The sequence below is a fragment of the Pseudomonas sp. LBUM1646 genome (genome assembly GCF_059716165.1).
In genome coordinates, this window is the sequence record NZ_CP166810.1 from 2,053,065 (window position 1) to 2,069,771 (window position 16,707).

The following is a 16,707-nucleotide window of genomic DNA, read 5'->3' on the forward strand; positions in this document are numbered from 1 at the left end:
GGATTCAAATAAATCTATTCCCTTTAATCACATAAAGCCCATCGGTGCCTGGCAATATTTTTTCAATTTTTTCTATTGAAATATATTCTTCGAATTCGGCTTCTAGGATTTTTTTGTCAGTGTATTTTTTGTACTGAAGCGGTAGTTCACACGCATACATATATAGACGCCAAACATCGAAACCGTCAGTCCTTCCATTCGGGCCATAATCAAAATCTATACAGGCTTCTGGTAAATAGATAGCGCAGCCTACTCCATGTAATTCATAGGTTATGTTGTCAACGATCGTTCCGCATCGTTCTATCTTGTTAGTGCGCCATAGCCTCAAAATGCATCGAGTACCAAATTTATCCTCAAGTAATGCAGTAGCCTTATCTACTTTAGATAGAAAATCGACGATAAGCTGTTCTAAGTGGACGTTTCTGTAACTCATCTTCTCCGATGCTCCAGTCTGTCATGGCCAACGTTATTCGCAGACTCTAAAACCTCTTCGATGCTGTTGAGGGTTCCATCGTGTCCTCTGATGTCTTTCACAAGCTTTATTATCACGCTAGTCAATGTTTGTCTTGCAGCTGCGGCTCGATGATGTCCGTCAAGTATATAAAGCTTGCCATCGTGTTCGGCTACTTCAATAGGAAATCTAGCGTCAAAACCATCGTTACGCATATCTTTTGAGAAACTCTCTACTTTTTTTGTAGAACCTTTGCCTGAAATTGCATGCGTTCTATTCAGGGTCCTTGCGTCTACGCCATGAATCACATCAGGTAAATGTGGCTCCCCCTCATCAACCCCAACCTCCGCAGCCGGATCCTCCTCCCCAATCCCCGGCCGCTTACACCCATCCCCACCCGGACACTCATTCAACCCCAACGGATCAACCCACCCTGTCGGATTAACCCCATACCGATACCCGTTCAACCCCCCGGCCAATTTCACCGGATCCGGCGTCAGATACCGTCCAACATCCGGGTTGTAATACCGATGCCGGTTGTAATGCAGCCCCGTCTCCGCATCGAAGTACTGCCCCTGGAACCGCAGCGGTTGATCCAGCACTTGATGGGTATCGCGGTTCAGGCGGGTCAGGCGGCCGTAGGCGGTGTATTGCGCGGCCCAGACGATTTCGCCGCTGTAGTCGGTCAGTTCCTGAGGGGTGCCGAGGTGGTCGAGTTGGTAGTAGAACGGGCAGGCTTGGCGCGGGCCTTTGCCGTCGAGCATGGCCAATGGGCGGAAGGTGCCGGGTTCGTAAACGTAGCTGCGGTAATGCTCGTGACTGCTTTCAGCGACGATCTGGTCGCCTTGCCAGAAGAACTCGGTGGTTTTTCCATCGACGGTTTTGCTGATGCGGCGCCCGAAGGCGTCGTAGCGATAGTTCGAGCAACGTCCGTCCGGGGTCGTAACGCCAACCAGTCGGTGCTGGCAGTCATACCGATATTCGGTGACGAGTTTTTGCGCGGTGCCACGCCGTTCACGAATCAGGTTGCCGAAGGCGTCGTAGTCGTAATGCCGATCACCCTGCATCAGCAGGCGGTTTCCCAGAACCTTCGCCGCTCCCGGACGGTCCTGCATCAGCAAATTGCCTGCTGGATCGTGGGCGAAGCTTTCCGGCAGGTGGTCGCGGGAGTGGCGGACGCGAATCAGGCGGTCGAGCGGGTCGTACTGGTAGCTGCGTTGGCCGTGGCGAGTGTCGGCGATGTGGTCGAGATTGCCGTTGGTGCTGTAGGCATAATCGCGTCGGTACAGCGGTTGTCGCTGTTGGCTGACGGAGTGGGCTTTCAAGCGACCCTGCTCGTCATATTGGTAATCGCTGAGTAACAGGCCCTGTTGGCGGTGCTGTTCGCGACCGGCAGAGAACGTATGCGACGTCAGCCGCGCGCCATTCAGGTCGATGGCCGTCAGCACGCCGCCCTTGGCGTGGTGGTAATCGAGTCTGCTGCTGTCGGGCAGACGAATGTGGTTGAGTTGGCCGCAGGCGTTATAGCCGTAACGCAAGGTGCCCCAGCCCTGGTGCTCGGTGATCAGCCGGTCTTGACGGTCGTATTCGAACTCCAGCGGATGATCGTGACTGTCATCAACACTGACCAGTCGGCCGAGGCTGTCGTAGCGATACTCAACCGTCGTCCCGTCAGGCAGCGCCTTGACCAGCAACCGGCCTGTCGCATCCCTTAGATAGCCGGTGAACAACTGAGAGCCGTCGTCGCCGAACTCGGTTTTCTCCAGCAGATTTCCATTGAGGTCATAGGCGTAAGCCGTACGGCGGCCATCGAAGCCGGTTTCTTGTCGGATCAAACCGCTGGGGGTGTAGTCCAGCTGATATTTTTCGCCGGATTCGTTCTCGATTTCCGTCAGAAGCAATCGCACGTTGTCGTAGCGGTACTTCAGTTGGGTACCGTCAGGGCTGATCCGGCGGCTGACCAGATGCAGGTCGTCGGCGTATTCGTAACGGGTGATGCGGCCGAGTTCGTCCCGTTCGGCGGTGATTTTTCCGTAGGCGTTGTAGCTGAAAGCGCGGGTCGCCCCTGCGGGACGTGTCGTCTGGATCAGTCGACCGACGGCGTCCCATTGGTAGCGGGTAACGGCGTCATGTTCGTCCTGGCTGGTAATCCGCCGGCCCAGCGCATCGTAGGAAAAGTGTCGCCGACCACCCTGCGGCAACGTTTCTTCGACCAGCTGCCCCAAACCGTTCCAGACAAACACAAGCCGGCTGGTGTCCGGATAACGGATCGACAGCAGCCGACCCTGAGCATCGTAGTGATAATGGGTGACCTGCCCATCCGGATCGGTCACCTCAGTCACATCACCCTGAGCATTACGCTGATACTTCCACACCGCTTTGCCACGACACCGCGCATGCAGGAAACCATTGCGATACTCGTAGGACGTCGGCTCGCCTTCGGGTGGAATCAGCGCAACAAGGCGTCCGACCTCGTCGTAGCGATAGCGGGTAATCGCCCCCAACGGATCCTGCTCGGCAATCAACCGACCTTTATCGTCGTAAGACTTGAGGTGCTCTCCGCCGCTCGGTTCGACCCGGCGCACCAGCCTCGCCTCGTCGTCATGGGCGTAAACTTCTTCACTGCCATCGACGTTTTTAACCACAACGCCGCCCTGGTCGTCCCAGACGTAAGCGGTGTCCATCTGCGAAAAGGTCGCCCGGTGCCGGACACATCGCGCAGCCTTTCCAGACCTTTCCCACTCCCAGAAGAAACTCGCCCCGCCGGCCAGTTGCCGCTGGAGGATCACGTGCTGGTCGTCGTAGTCATACCGTTCGCTTTCGCCAGCGGCATTGGTCGCTTCGATCAGGTGATGGCGGGCGTCGTAGCGGTAGGAAACCAGCGTTTGTTCTGTACGCCAGGCGTCACTCAGCGCCGAGGCAGGGTGAAACGTCTGGTACTCGACGGCGACGAGGTGCCGGCGCTCGTAACACAACAGCAGTGAGCGCCCGGCGCCGTTGTCGAGGCGCTGGATGCGATCCTGGCGATCTCGGATGATGTGTAGCCGGTTGCCATAGGCATCACTGATCGCCGTCAGTCGCCCGTTATGAAAGTGGTAAAACCTTGGAGTCTCAGCCGCCAGTGCAACGATCAGTTCCTGCGGCTCATCTCCCCGATAAATCGCCGCTCGTGAGAGGCTGTTATGGATCGTCGGGCGCTCGACACTCGGCAGCAGAAATGTCGTACGGCGGTTTTCATGGTCGATCCAGATAACGCAATCGCCATCGATTTCCAGTCGATGGGCGAGGGAGTGACTCCAGCCCCAGCCCAGCCCGCAATCCAGTTCCACCGCACTGGTGCGATACAGCCGGGTGAAATCAAATGCCAGCAACCCGTCGAGAGAACCATCGGTCAGGGTCAGCAGTTCTTCGCCGGTGACCATCGACACCGGGCACCCGTTGGTGCAAGTCAATGGCCCGCAATCGGCGCTATCGCCGTTGGGGTTTTTCGCCTGATCCGGCGCATCGTCATGGGGTTCGTGCCGGACCATTCGGGTTTGCGCGTCGGTTTTATCGCGAGCGATAGGGGCCGGATTTTTCACCACCAGGACCGGTGACTCACCACTGCGGATCTCTAACGGCAACGTCGGCGTCGGGTTCAACGGCGCATGGCGCGCATTGACCGCCAACGGTTTGAACGCACCTGCGTGGGCGGTCAGCCTGGATTCGGTGGTCAGTTCGGCCAGGCGCAAGGTGGCGGCCGCCAGCCATTGCCGCGCCCGTGGGGATTTGATTTTGCCCAGCACTTTGGCGCTCAAACCCCGCTTTACGCCTAACGTGCCAGTCACCCGCGCCAGTAGGAAAGCGATCAGCAGGTCTGTGCGAATTTCTGCCACCACCTCGGCGACGAATTGCGGCGGCAGCATTCTCAGCCAACTGGTAAACGCAGCGAGGTGAATGAACAGCAGCGGCTCATCGCTGAGCACCAGCAAGCCATTGGCGATGGCGTCTGCGGAGGCATTGAGCAGCGCGTCCAATTCGGCCTGGCTCAGGTACTCCAACAACTTTTCACTGTTGGCTTGCAGGTCGGCGAGCAGGGCGTAGACCTGTTTCACGTCATCCCAAACGCCCTGCAGTGAATTCCCGACACCCAGCCAATTCGCCTCTTGCAGCAGGCCGTAGCGCTCAAGGAAACCGGCGCTGGCGAATTCGGTCCACATTGGCTCGAACTCATTGCTCCACTCGGCACGCAGCCAGCTTTCGAGTTCATTGATCAAGCCTTGATACGAGGCGTAGAGCACCTTGACGTGCTCGGCGGAAACATCGGGAAAGAAGGTGATGCGATAACGCTGGCCCCGCGAGCAATCGGAAACTTCGAGAATGCCGCTCGGGCCGATGGTCTCGTGAATAGGCTCGCCAAACGTCAGTTCGCCGTTGCGATCCGCGATCACCGGTTCGAGCATCACCGGCGTGTTGCCGATCGGCACGAAGCGCGCGGCCTCGAACATATGCACCAAGGTCAAAGGACCTTCGGCGGGGCACTGGGTAACGACAGCGCTGACCGGTTTGGTGGAGTTCAGCGGCGCGCTGAGTTGAACGTCGTTGCCAACCTTGAACACCTGTTCGACGTCCAGTGCCCAGCCGGTCCAGAAGTTTTCCGCCCAGCCTTCGTAGTCGTTCAGGCAGAGGCGGAACTCACCGAGCAAGCTTTCGATGTCAGGTCGCTCCGGGTTCATGGCGGCGACCACCAGCAAGCCGATGGTGTTGTTCAGGGCCAGGAGTCCATTGGGGTCGAACATTCGCAGTCACTCGCGCGCTTCAATTTGGAAGCGCCAGACTTTGCGCAGGATCAGCGAGGAAAGAAGTCAGGAAAGGAGGTGTTTGCTGTAGGGATAATCGCTAAATCATGGTTGTAGGTTTTTTCATCCACAGGGCATTGCCCGTTGCCCTATGCCAGCCGCGCTCGTTATGCTGCTGAACCCTTTAATCGATCCGAGTACTGGCCGTACCTGAGCCGCCTGGGATGTCATTAAAAACGGATCAGATGCGATGAATGCACCACTGAAAGCGCTTGGCCCGATCAAAGCCGTGATTTTCGACATGGATGGCTTGCTGCTGGACACCGAGGGCATTTACACCGAGGTCACGTCGATGATTGCCGAGCGTTATGGCCGGACCTTCGACTGGAGCGTCAAACAGAACATCATTGGCCGGGGCGCCGGTGACCTGGCGCGCTACGTAGTCGAGGCGCTGGATTTGCCGATCACCGCCGAAGAGTTCCTGGTGATCCGCGAGCCCCTGATGCGCGAGCGTTTCCCCAAGGCACTGGCGATGCCGGGCGCCGAGGAGCTGGTTCGGCACTTGAAGGCCAACAACATTCCGATTGCGGTGGGCACCAGCTCTTCCCGTCAATCGTTTGGCCAGAAAACCACGTTGCACCGCGACTGGTTTGCGCTGTTCGACTTCATTGTCACCGCCGATGACCCTGAAGTCGGTGCGGCCAAACCGGCGCCGGATATTTTCCTGACGGCCGCACGACGCCTGGGTGTCGCACCCGAGGACTGCCTGGTGTTCGAGGATTCGCCGTTTGGTGTCACGGCGGCGAAAGCGGCGGGGATGACCGCGATTGCGATCCCGGATGCGGCCATGGCCGACGAAAAATACGCACACGCCGATGGCATTCTTCGTACGTTGAAGGCGTTCACGCCGAGTGCCTGTGGCTTGCCAGCGCTTGAATGGGCCTGAAAACCAGGCATAAAAAAACGCCGGCAATGATTGCCGGCGTTTTTGTTTCAGCGATCTAGTCCATCAAGCGCCAAAACCACCGTCGATCGACAGGCTGGCACCGGTGATGTAACCCGCTTCGGGGCCGACAAGGTAGGCGACAAAACTGGCGATCTCTTCCGCTTTGCCGTAACGACCTACGGACATCATCGGGATCAGGCTATCGGCGAAGTCACCGTCGGCCGGGTTCATGTCGGTATCGACCGGGCCCGGTTGCACGTTGTTGATGGTGATGCCCCGTGGGCCGAGGTCGCGGGACAAGCCTTTGGTCAGGCCGACCAGCGCCGATTTGCTCATGGCGTACGGGCCACCGCCGGCGAAAGGCATGCGGTCGGCGTTGGTGCTGCCGATGTTGATAATGCGGCCGCCTTCGGTCATGTGTTTGGCGGCGGCCTGGGTGGCGATGAACACGCTGCGCACGTTGATGGCCAGGGTCTGGTCGAAGTCTTCGAGCTTGAAATCTTCCAGCGGTGCGACGGCCAGCACGCCGGCGTTGTTGACCAGGATGTCCAGGCGACCAAAGGCTTCGACGGTAGCAGTCACGGCGTTGCGAATGGCTTCGGCGTCGGCGCTGTCGGCTTTAATGGCGAGGGCTTTGCCGCCGTTACCGGTGATGCTGTTTTGCAATTCTTCAGCTTTGGCAGTGGAGCTGACGTAAGTGAAGGCAACCGCGGCGCCTTCAGCGGCCAGGCGCTTGACGATGGCAGCGCCGATACCGCGTGAGCCACCTTGAATCAAAGCCACTTTGCCGCTGAGGTTCTGAGTAGTCATATCGATCTCCGGAAAATTCAAGGCGGGCTGCCTTGTTGATGGAGTCGAGTATCGGCCTCGCATTACCCGCTGGGTAGACTGTAATTGTATAGTCTGTGTAAACCAGAAGTTTATAGTGACGATCATGGAAACTTTCAGCAGCATCGAATGCTTTGTGCGCAGCGCCGAAGTCGGCAGCTTCGCCGAAGCTGCGCGGCGCTTGAGCCTGACTCCGGCAGCGGTGGGCAAGAGCGTCGCCAAGCTTGAAGCCAGACTGGGTGTGCGGCTGTTTCAGCGCAGCACGCGCAGCCTGACCTTAACCGAGGCCGGCCAGTTGTTTTTGAGCGAAGTCAGCGCCAGCCTGCACACCATTCAAAACGCCGTGGCCAACCTCGCCAGTGCCGAAGGGCGCCCGGCCGGCACGCTGAAGGTCAGCATGGGCACGGTGTTCGGGCGTCTGTATGTGGTGCCGCTGCTGGGGGAGTTTTTGCGGCGCTTTCCGGCGATCAATCCGGACTGGCACTTCGATAATCGCCAGGTCGATCTGATTGCCCAGGGTTTTGATGCGGCGATTGGCGGCGGGTTCGAGTTGCCCCTGGGCGTGGTCGCTCGAAAGTTGACCCCGGCCCATCGGGTGCTTGTGGCGTCAGCCGAGTATCTGGCCGGACGCGAAGCCATTGTCGAACCTGACGATCTCAAGCAGTGCGACGGGATTCTGATTCGCTCCCCGCAAACCGGTCGCGTGCGCTCCTGGCAGTTGACCAGTCGTACTCAGCAACACAGCCCGCTGGTGCTCAAGGCACGAATGACCATGAGCGATTCGGAAGCGGCCTGCGCCAGTGCCGCCCAGGGGTTGGGCATCGCGCTGGTGAGCATGCCGTTTGCCGTGGGTTATCTGCAGGCCGGGACGTTGCAGCGGGTATTGCCGGACTGGTATGTCGATGATGGCAATATTTCGATCTATTACGCGGAACATAAACTGCTGCCCGGCAAGACTCGGGCATTTGTGGATTTCATTATTGAGCAGTTTGCGGGGCAGGGGTTGGGGGAGCGGTTTAGTGCTCTTTGAGCCAGGTTCCAAACCGAGTCGTGGCCTTCGCGGGCAAGCCTCGCTGCTACACGGGGTTGCGCGAACCCTGTAGGAGCGAGGCTTGCCCGCGAAGAACGATAACGCGGTCTACCGCCCAAACCGCCCCGGCCAACCAATAATCGTCTTCGGCCGCGGCGTCGCATACGTCCGCACCTTCGACGTCGACAACCCCAACCGCACCAACGACTCGGCAATGGTCACTGCCGCCGTCACCCCGTCCACCACCGGTACGCCGGTGCGCTGGCGAATCTGCTCATCCAGCCCGGCCATGCCGCCGCAACCCAGGCAAATCACCTCGGCCTTGTCCTCCAGCACCGCCAATTCCGCCTGGCGAACAATCGCCTCCAGCGCGCGCTGCGGATCAGACTCCAGCTCCAGAACTGCCAAGCCACTGGCTCGCACGGACGCGCAGCGGTCCCACAGCCCCGACAACTTGAGGCGATCCTCGATCAGCGGCACGGTGCGGTCCAGCGTGGTAATCACCGAGTAGGCATGACCGAGGAACATCGCCGTACTGGCGCCCGCATCGGTGATGTCCACCACCGGCACGTTGAGCAACTCCTGCAAGCCTTCGCGACCGTGTTCACCGTAACCGGCCTGGATCACCGCATCGAAGGGCTGGTCGTAGGACATGACCCGGTCCATCACCGCGATGGCCGCCAGGTAGCTCTCGAAATTTCCTTCGATGGAATCGGCGCCGAAATGCGGGGTCAGGCCGATGATTTCGGTGCCGGGCGCGGCCACGGACTGAGCCTGGCGGGCGATGGCCTGGGTGATGGATTCGGTGGTGTTGACGTTGACCACGAGAATTCGCATGTGAAGTCCTTATAGCGGGGTAGTTCGGCGGCCCGACATTGCCAGACCGCGATGGGATTAATGGCCGACGTTATCGACGGCGATGCATTCACCGCTGACATCGGCGTAATGCGGCTGCCGCTTGGCGATGATCAGATAGAGCATCCCGGCAATCCCGGCACCAATCAGCCAGGAGAACGGCGACACGAGGTGGAAACCCGGCACCAGCGCCAGGACGATGGCGATCAAGGCTGCAGGAATAAACGCCGCCACGGCTCGGAGATTGACGCCACGGCTGTAGTAATAAGCGCCGTTGGGGTCTTCGCTGTACAACTGCGGCACGTTGACCTGGCCTTTTCGTACAAGCCAGTAGTCGACCATGATCACCCCGTACAACGGGCCGAGCAGGGCGCCGAGACCGGACAGGAAATACACGATCACCAATGGGCTGTTGTAGAGGTTCCACGGCAGGATCAGCACGGCGATGGTCGCGCTGATCAGCCCGGCACGGCGGAAGGTCAGGTATTTCGGCGCCAGGTTGCTGAGCACGAAGGCCGGGGCGACGAAGTTGGCCATGATGTTCACCGCCACGGTGACGATCAGGAACGCCAGGCAACCGAGCACCAGGAAGAAGGTGTTGGGGATCGAGGCGATGATTTCGGTCGGGCTTTCGATGATCCGGCCATTGATCTGAAATTGCGCACCGCAGAGCAGGACGGTGATGCTGGCGAACACCAGAATATTCACCGGCAAGCCCCAGAAGTTTCCGACCTTGATGGTCTTGCGGCACGGCGAGGAACGGGCGAAGTCGCAGAAGTTGAGGATCAGCGTGCCGTAGATCGACAGCCACAACGCACCGCCGGCAAAGATATTGCGCCACATCTCGCCGCCAGTCAGCGGTTCACGAGTCGACCAGGCAATGGTCGCATCGGCCTGGAAGTACATCCACCCGGCGAGGGAGGCGACGGTCAGCAGAATCACCGGCCCGGCAAATGCCTCATAACGCCGGACCATTTCCATGCCATACGCCAGGATCGCCAGTTGCACGAACCAGATGGCAACGAAACATATCCAGCCCAAGGTCGACAGGCCGAGGATCGAGTTGTGGTCGTAATCGGCGAAGCCGGGATGGACCGCCGTCAGCAACACACGAAAGACCACCGAGGCCAGGTACGTCTGAATCCCGAACCAGGCGATGGCGATAACGGCGCGGATCAACGCAGGAATTTGCGCCCCGTGGATGCCGAAACTGATCCGGCTGATGACAGGAAACGGCACACCGGTCTTTTGGCCCATATAACCCGACAGGTTCATGAAGCAATACACCAACGCCGCGCCGATCCCCAGGGATAGCAGAATCTGCCAACCCCCCAGCCCCAAGGCATACAGGCCGATGGCGAACGAGTAGTTGGCGATGTTGTGAACGTCGTTAGTCCACAGGGCAAAAATGCTGTAGCGGCCCCAGCGCCGACCTTCGGCCTTGGTCGGCGCCAGGTCCTTGTTGTGCAGGCGTGGGCTGAGGACCACCGGGGCTTGATGCGTTTGATCGTGAGTATTAAAGGCTGGTGGGGAGGAGGGCAGATCCAGCGCGGTGTTGTTATTGGATAGGCTAGTACGCATTCCGGCAGGCTCCTGAGGCTTGGCATCGCGATGACTGTGCATGAGCGCAGGCTCGACAAATCTTCGTCGCGGGCAATAAGCATCATTGGTTACGGGGCATCTGCAGCCTGTACGGGATAGGGCGCTTCAGGCTTGCGGATCGAAAGTGTGTGTATGTTTTGATTTTAATTGTATACAAAACATAAGTGCACTAAAGCCAGATCTATGCCAATTCAGGATCTATGAAGTTGTTCTGTAATTTCGTTTTGTTATTTAAAGAAGATAAGTTGCTGAAATAAAGGCGATATAAATTGACCGATTGAACAGGTATTTATTTTTTGGCGGGATTTGTGAAAAACGTCGTCTGAGGAACTCAGGAATGGAGGATGTAACTTTTTGGGGCGAACAAATAAAAAGTGCACACATAAATGGCACCTATGGTGACATTCGTGTGTACACATTCATGAAGACATCCACGCACCCTGTAGGAGCAAGCATTGTTCCTACAGGGGAATTGCACGAGGCTTGGTTTATGCCTTGGATTTGCTGATGATGTTCCCCGCATGCAATCCGCATTCTTTCTGCGTCGCTTCTTCCCACCACCAACGACCTTCGCGCTCATGCTGGTTCGGCAGCACTGGGCGGGTGCACGGCTCGCAACCAATGCTGATAAAGCCGCGCTCATGCAGGCTGTTGTACGGCAGCTCCAGCATGCGGATGTAACCCCAGATCTCTTCGCTGGTCATTTGTGCCAGCGGGTTGAATTTGTACAGGGTGCGCTCGGGTGTGGAGAACGCGGTGTCGATTTCCATCACGGCGACGGCGCTGCGGGTGCCCGGGCTCTGGTCCCGACGCTGGCCGGTAGCCCAAGCGGTGACGCCGGACAGCTTGCGGCGCAACGGTTCGATCTTGCGGATGCCGCAGCATTCGCCATGGCCATCCTTGTAGAAACTGAACAGGCCTTTTTCCTTCACGAACGGTTCAAGTTTCGTGTAGTCCGGCGACACCAGTTCGATGTCGATCTTGTAGTGCTCGCGCACCTGATCGATGAAACGGTAGGTCTCGGGGTGCAAGCGGCCAGTATCGAGGCTGAACACTTTCACGTTCTTGTTCAGCTTCCAGGCCATGTCCACCAGCACCACGTCCTCGGCGCCGCTGAAAGATATCCACAGGTCATCGCCAAACTCGGCGAACGCCAGTTTCAGGATGTCTTGGGCGGATTTGTTGGCATAGGTCGTGGCGAGTTCCACGACATCGAACGATGGGCTCATCAGGGCGGCTTCCTACAGGTCGGTGGCGCTGGGCGCTCTATATGGCGTCGATGGTAACAAAATCCCACAGCCCCTGGCGCGCCCTCTGCGTTGCGCGGGCTGGCCCGAGTCGCTAGAGTTCGGCAGTCCTTTTGCTCGCTCGACTCAATAATCAATACAAATGGGAGTGTCTTGTGGAAATTGCCTGTCTGGATCTTGAAGGTGTGCTGGTCCCGGAAATCTGGATCGCCTTCGCCGAAAAAACCGGGATCGAATCCCTCCGGGCCACCACCCGGGACATTCCCGACTACGACGTGCTGATGAAGCAACGCCTGCGGATCCTCGACGAGCACGGCTTGAAGCTCTCGGACATTCAGGAAGTGATCGCCACGCTGCAACCGCTGGACGGCGCCATCGAGTTCGTCAACTGGCTGCGCGAGCGCTTCCAGGTGGTGATCCTGTCAGACACCTTTTACGAGTTTTCCCAGCCGCTGATGCGTCAACTGGGCTTCCCGACCTTGCTCTGCCATCGGCTGATTACCGACGACGCCGGGCGGGTGACCAGTTATCAGTTGCGTCAGAAGGATCCCAAGCGTCAGTCGGTATTGGCCTTCAAGAGCCTCTACTACCGGGTGATTGCGGCGGGGGATTCCTACAACGACACGACGATGCTGGGCGAGGCCGATGCCGGGATTCTGTTCCATGCGCCGGACAATGTGATCCGCGAGTTTCCGCAGTTTCCGGCGGTGCACAGCTTTGCGGAGTTGAAGCAGGAGTTTATCAAGGCTTCGAATCGCGCCCTTAGCCTGTAAACCCGGTTGCGGTCGCTGATCGTTCCCACGCTCTGCGTGGTAATGCCTCACCGGACGCTCCGCGTTTGCTTTTGGGACGCAGACCGTCCCTGGCTGCATTCCCACGCGGAGCGTGGGAATGATCATGGTGTCGGTTACAGGTTTTGCAGGGTATCGAGCAACACCTTCACTTTGGTGATCGATTCCTGATATTCGGCCTGCCACTGCGAGTCCGCGACAATCCCGCCGCCGCCCCAGCAACACACCTGCCCATCCTTGACCAGCAAACTGCGAATAGCGATGGAGCTGTCCATCTCACCGCGCACGTCCAGGTACAGCAACGATCCGCAGTACAACCCACGCCGGGTCGGCTCCAGTTCATCAATGATCTGCATCGCACGGATCTTCGGCGCGCCGGTGATCGAGCCACCGGGGAAGCTGCCCGCGATCAGGTCCAGCGCATCCTTGTCATCCGCCAGTTCACCAGTGACGCTGCTCACCAGGTGATGCACATTCGGATAGCTTTCCAGGCTGAACAACTCCGGCACCCGCACCGAACCGATGCGGCAAGTGCGCCCGAGGTCGTTGCGCAGCAGGTCGACGATCATCAGGTTTTCCGCGCGATCCTTGGGGCTCGCCAGCAGCTCGGCGGCGTTCGCCGCGTCTTCGGCGGGGCTCAGGCCGCGAGGCCGGGTGCCTTTGATCGGGCGGGTTTCCACTTGGCGTTCGCTGACTTTGACGAAGCGCTCCGGCGACAGGCTCAGCACTGCGCCGCCGTCGGGCAGGCTCTGGAACCCGGAAAACGGTGTCGGGCAGGCTTCACGCAGTGCGCAATAGGCGACCCACGGATCACCCTGGCATTGCGCGCGAAAGCGCTGGGCGAAGTTGACCTGATAGCAGTCGCCGGCCTGGATGTATTGCTGGATGCGCTCAAGGGCTTGGCGATAGTCGTCGGCGCTCAGATCGGCCTGCATCGGCGCCTTCAGCTTGAACGGCTCGACCGGGTGGGATGCAGACTGAGTAAACATGGCGATCAAACGCTGCCGCTCGCTTTCGATCAGCGTCGGGTGAAACACCAGTTGACTGGTCAGCCGTTGGTGATCGCTGATCAACGCCCAGTCATACAGGCCGAAACGCGCATCCGGCAAGTGCAAATCGTCCTGGGCCTGGCTCGGCAGATTTTCCAGATGACGGCCGAAGTCGTAGCTCAGATAACCGATCAGGCCACCGGCGAAGGGCAGCTCATCCGGGACTGACGCTTCGCCGAGCTGTGTCAGATTATCCCGAAGGCGTTGCAGGAAATCCGCTCCGCTTTCCTCCGACAGGACGGCCAATTGCTGCAGCGGCCAGGCGCTGAGCAAGTCAAAACGCCCGCGATCGGCCGTTGGTCGGCCACTATCGAGCAGCACGGCGCCGGGGGCATGACGGATCGCCGCGAAGTACTCGGCGGGGTTGGCGCGATAGGGGAGCGGGTATACGGAACAGGTCAACATGGGCGGCGCGGATCAGCCATCGAGGCGGGGTGGCGATTGTAGTCCTCCGCAGGATTTGCTCCTAGAGGGGATGTCGGGGATTGGCAGATTGGTGACCGATCGTTGCCACGCTCCTCGTGGTAGCGCCGCCACGGATGCCCCGCGTCCGCCTGTGACGCGGAGCGTCACGGGATGCGTTCCCACGCAGAGCGGGAACGATCATCAACTACCCCTCAACCGGCGGAATATGCCCAAACATCTCCTGAACAAATTCCACCCGTTCCTGCACCGTCTCGGTAATCCCGCGGGCCTTCAACTCTTCCAGCCGTGCCTCGACCGCATGGGTGCGCAACGTCAGCCCGCAATCATTGGCAATCTGGATGTTCAACCCCGGCCGGGCATTGAGCTCAAGGATCAGCGGGCCTTTCTCCTGATCGAGCACCATGTCTACGCCGATGTAACCCAACCCGCACAGTTCATAGCAACCGGCGGCGAGCTTCATGAAACCGTCCCAATAGGGCAGTTGCACGCCATCCACGGCGTTGGTGGTGTCCGGGTGTTTGGTGATGATGTTGTTCAGCCAGGTGCCGCGCAGAGTCAGGCCGGTGGCCAGGTCGACACCGACGCCGATGGCGCCCTGGTGCAAGTTGGCCTTGCCGCCCGACTGGCGAGTCGGCAAGCGCAGCATGGCCATCACCGGATAACCCATCAGCACAATGATGCGGATGTCCGGCACGCCTTCGTAACTGATGCTTTTGAAAATCTGATCGGGTGTCACTCGGTATTCGATCAGCGCCCGGTCACGGTGGCCGCCCAGGGAATACAGGCCGGTGAGGATGCTGGAGACATGGTGCTCGATTTCCTCATGGCTGATGATCTTGCCGGACACCGTGCGATAGCGGCCCTCGAAACGGTCGGCCACCACAATAATGCCGTCACCGCCCGCGCCCTGGGCCGGTTTGATCACGAAGTCGTTGCGCCCGCCGATGATCCGGTCGAGGTTGTCGATTTCTTTCTCGGTGGAAATGATCCCGTACAACTCCGGCACGTTAATGCCGGCGGCAATCGCGCGTTCCTTGGTGATGATCTTGTCATCGACAATCGGGTAGAGGCTGCGCTTGTTGTACTTGAGCACGTAGTCCGCGTTGCGCCGATTGATCCCCATGATGCCCCGGGCTTCCAGGGCCTTCCAGGTCTTCCAGAAACCGAACATTACGAATCAGCCTTGAGGAACGCTTTGAAGCGGATCAGCTCGGTCAGGCGGTAGCCGCGATAGCGACCCATGGCCAGCATGAAGCCCACCAGGATCAACAGGATCGCCGGGAAGGTGAACACGAAGTAGACCAGCTCCGGCACGCTCATGATCAGGTGCGCCAGGGACGCGGCGAACAGCGTTCCGATCGCCACTTTCATCGCATGCCCGGCACCGCGTTCTTCCCAGGTGATCGACAGCCGTTCGATGGTCATGGTCAAAATCACCATCGGGAACAGCGCCACCGACAACCCGCGCTCCAGGCCGAGTTTATGGCTGAACAGACTGATCGCCGCGATCAATACCACGACAAAAGTCAGCACCACCGACAGCCTCGGCAGCATTTGCAGTTTCAAGTGTTCAAGGTAGGAACGCAGCGACAGCCCGAGCGCCGTGATGATGGTAAACAGCACAATCCCGAAGCCCAACTGCGTCTCGCGGAAGGCCAGGGCGATCAGCACCGGGGTAAAGGTGCCGAGGGTCTGCAGGCCGATCAGGTTGCGAAGAATCAGGATCACCAGCACGCCAATCGGGATCATTACCATGATCATGAACGTCTGCTGGGTTTGCAGCGGCAGGCCGTACAGCGAGTACTCGAGGAAGTTGGCGTCGGTGTTTTCGTCGGTCAGCTTGGCCAGGCGAATGGCGTTCATTTCGCTGTTGTTCAGGCTGAAGGTCACGTTGGCTTTCTTGCCGCCATCGACGGTGATCAGGTTTTCATCGCCGGTCCACCACAGCAGGCGGTCGGTCGGCATGCCCTGTTCACCGGTTTCCGGGTTGAAGTACAGCCAATCGGTGCCATTGAAACTGCGCAACCACAGTTCAGGCATTTGCGGCTGATCGGCGACCAAACGGATGGTGTGAACCTTCTCCACCGGCACGTGGGCGATGGACAGCACCAGTTCGACGATCCGGGCTTTGTTCGAGGTCGACGGGTCACCGCCGAGCAACAGCTTCACGTTGTCATCGCTGAGATTGTTGACGCGCTTGATCGCTTCGCCGACGAAGGTTTCGACGTCGGCCGAGTGCTGGCGGATCGGTGCGAGCAAGGCTTCGGCCGCGATTTTTTCCGCGCCTTCGACGGCGATGCTGTCGCGGAAGGTCGGGCCTTTGATCTTGGACTTCTCGCCACTGTAGCGTTTGGTCAGCACCAGGCGGTAATAAAGGGTCTGGTTGCCCTTGGCCCGGCGCGCCGACCAGGTGACCTTGCGGTTGCCGTCGATCCGGTTCACGGCCACGCCGTAGTTATTGGAGATAAAGCTTTCGTTCAGGCTCACAAAGTCGCGGCTCAGGGGCGGCACGAACATCTGGATCTTGACCGGGTCCTTGGCACTGGCGACGAACTCGACCTTGGCGTCGATGTTCCACAAGTCGTCCGTGGCGTCTTCGGTGACGGGTATGCCGAGCACGAAGATCTGATAGGCCGTAACTGAAATGCCCAGCACCACCAATATGGCGATGAGGATTTTCAGATGGAGGTTAAGAGAGCGCATT

The 16,707-nt window shown here is 59.0% G+C and carries 12 protein-coding genes; 3 read left to right on the top strand and 9 right to left on the bottom strand.

Annotated elements, in window-relative coordinates; translation table 11 throughout:
• Positions 1-4: 4 nt before the first annotated feature.
• Positions 5-433, bottom strand: a complete 429-nt coding sequence (locus ACA071_RS09260) for a DUF6896 domain-containing protein (RefSeq protein WP_497644045.1) — start codon at positions 431-433, stop codon at positions 5-7.
• A complete protein-coding gene (locus ACA071_RS09265; protein WP_497644046.1) occupies positions 430-5,229 on the bottom strand; it encodes an RHS repeat-associated core domain-containing protein in 4,800 nt (1,599 codons plus the stop codon). The genes ACA071_RS09260 and ACA071_RS09265 overlap by 4 nt, the downstream gene beginning before the upstream one ends.
• Positions 5,230-5,479: 250 nt before the next feature.
• On the opposite strand from ACA071_RS09265, the gene ACA071_RS09270 reads away from it, so the two are divergent.
• Positions 5,480-6,175: an HAD-IA family hydrolase gene (locus ACA071_RS09270; RefSeq protein WP_149656861.1), complete on the top strand. Its 696-nt coding sequence runs from the start codon at positions 5,480-5,482 to the stop codon at positions 6,173-6,175.
• A gap of 63 nt (positions 6,176-6,238) precedes the next feature.
• Here the strand turns inward: ACA071_RS09270 and ACA071_RS09275 are convergent, their stop codons facing one another.
• On the bottom strand, positions 6,239-6,985 hold the full coding sequence (locus tag ACA071_RS09275; RefSeq protein WP_497644047.1) for a 3-oxoacyl-ACP reductase family protein: 747 nt from the start codon (positions 6,983-6,985) through the stop codon (positions 6,239-6,241).
• Between the two features lie 124 nt (positions 6,986-7,109).
• Between ACA071_RS09275 and ACA071_RS09280 the strand changes: the two genes are divergently transcribed.
• Positions 7,110-8,033, top strand: coding sequence for a LysR family transcriptional regulator (locus ACA071_RS09280; RefSeq protein ID WP_497644048.1), 924 nt, complete (start codon positions 7,110-7,112; stop codon positions 8,031-8,033).
• Positions 8,034-8,141: 108 nt separating this feature from the next.
• Here the strand turns inward: ACA071_RS09280 and ACA071_RS09285 are convergent, their stop codons facing one another.
• The 3 genes from ACA071_RS09285 to ACA071_RS09295 form a co-directional block, all read right to left on the bottom strand.
• Positions 8,142-8,870 (bottom strand): aspartate/glutamate racemase family protein, encoded by a 729-nt coding sequence (locus ACA071_RS09285; protein WP_497644049.1) that lies wholly within the window; start codon positions 8,868-8,870, stop codon positions 8,142-8,144.
• A 57-nt stretch (positions 8,871-8,927) separates the two neighbouring features.
• Positions 8,928-10,469: an NCS1 family nucleobase:cation symporter-1 gene (locus tag ACA071_RS09290; RefSeq protein WP_497644050.1), complete on the bottom strand. Its 1,542-nt coding sequence runs from the start codon at positions 10,467-10,469 to the stop codon at positions 8,928-8,930.
• A 509-nt stretch (positions 10,470-10,978) separates the two neighbouring features.
• Positions 10,979-11,719, bottom strand: a complete 741-nt coding sequence (locus ACA071_RS09295) for a phosphoadenylyl-sulfate reductase (protein ID WP_150800675.1) — start codon at positions 11,717-11,719, stop codon at positions 10,979-10,981.
• A 173-nt stretch (positions 11,720-11,892) separates the two neighbouring features.
• Here ACA071_RS09295 and thrH point away from each other — a divergent pair, with 173 nt between their 5' ends.
• Positions 11,893-12,510, top strand: coding sequence for a bifunctional phosphoserine phosphatase/homoserine phosphotransferase ThrH (gene thrH, locus ACA071_RS09300; protein ID WP_497644051.1), 618 nt, complete (start codon positions 11,893-11,895; stop codon positions 12,508-12,510).
• Between the two features lie 134 nt (positions 12,511-12,644).
• Here the strand turns inward: thrH and pabB are convergent, their stop codons facing one another.
• From pabB to rloB, 3 genes are all read right to left on the bottom strand, one after another.
• Positions 12,645-13,982 carry an aminodeoxychorismate synthase component I gene (gene pabB, locus ACA071_RS09305; protein WP_497644052.1) on the bottom strand — a complete coding sequence of 446 codons (1,338 nt, stop codon included), beginning with the start codon at positions 13,980-13,982 and terminating at the stop codon, positions 12,645-12,647.
• A 205-nt stretch (positions 13,983-14,187) separates the two neighbouring features.
• The gene (locus ACA071_RS09310; protein WP_497644053.1) at positions 14,188-15,174 is read right to left on the bottom strand and encodes an alpha-L-glutamate ligase-like protein; all 987 of its coding nucleotides are present in this window, start codon (positions 15,172-15,174) and stop codon (positions 14,188-14,190) included.
• A complete protein-coding gene (gene rloB, locus ACA071_RS09315) occupies positions 15,174-16,706 on the bottom strand; it encodes an osmotic stress tolerance membrane protein RloB (protein WP_497644054.1) in 1,533 nt (510 codons plus the stop codon). The genes ACA071_RS09310 and rloB overlap by 1 nt, the downstream gene beginning before the upstream one ends.
• Position 16,707: the final 1 nt, after the last annotated feature.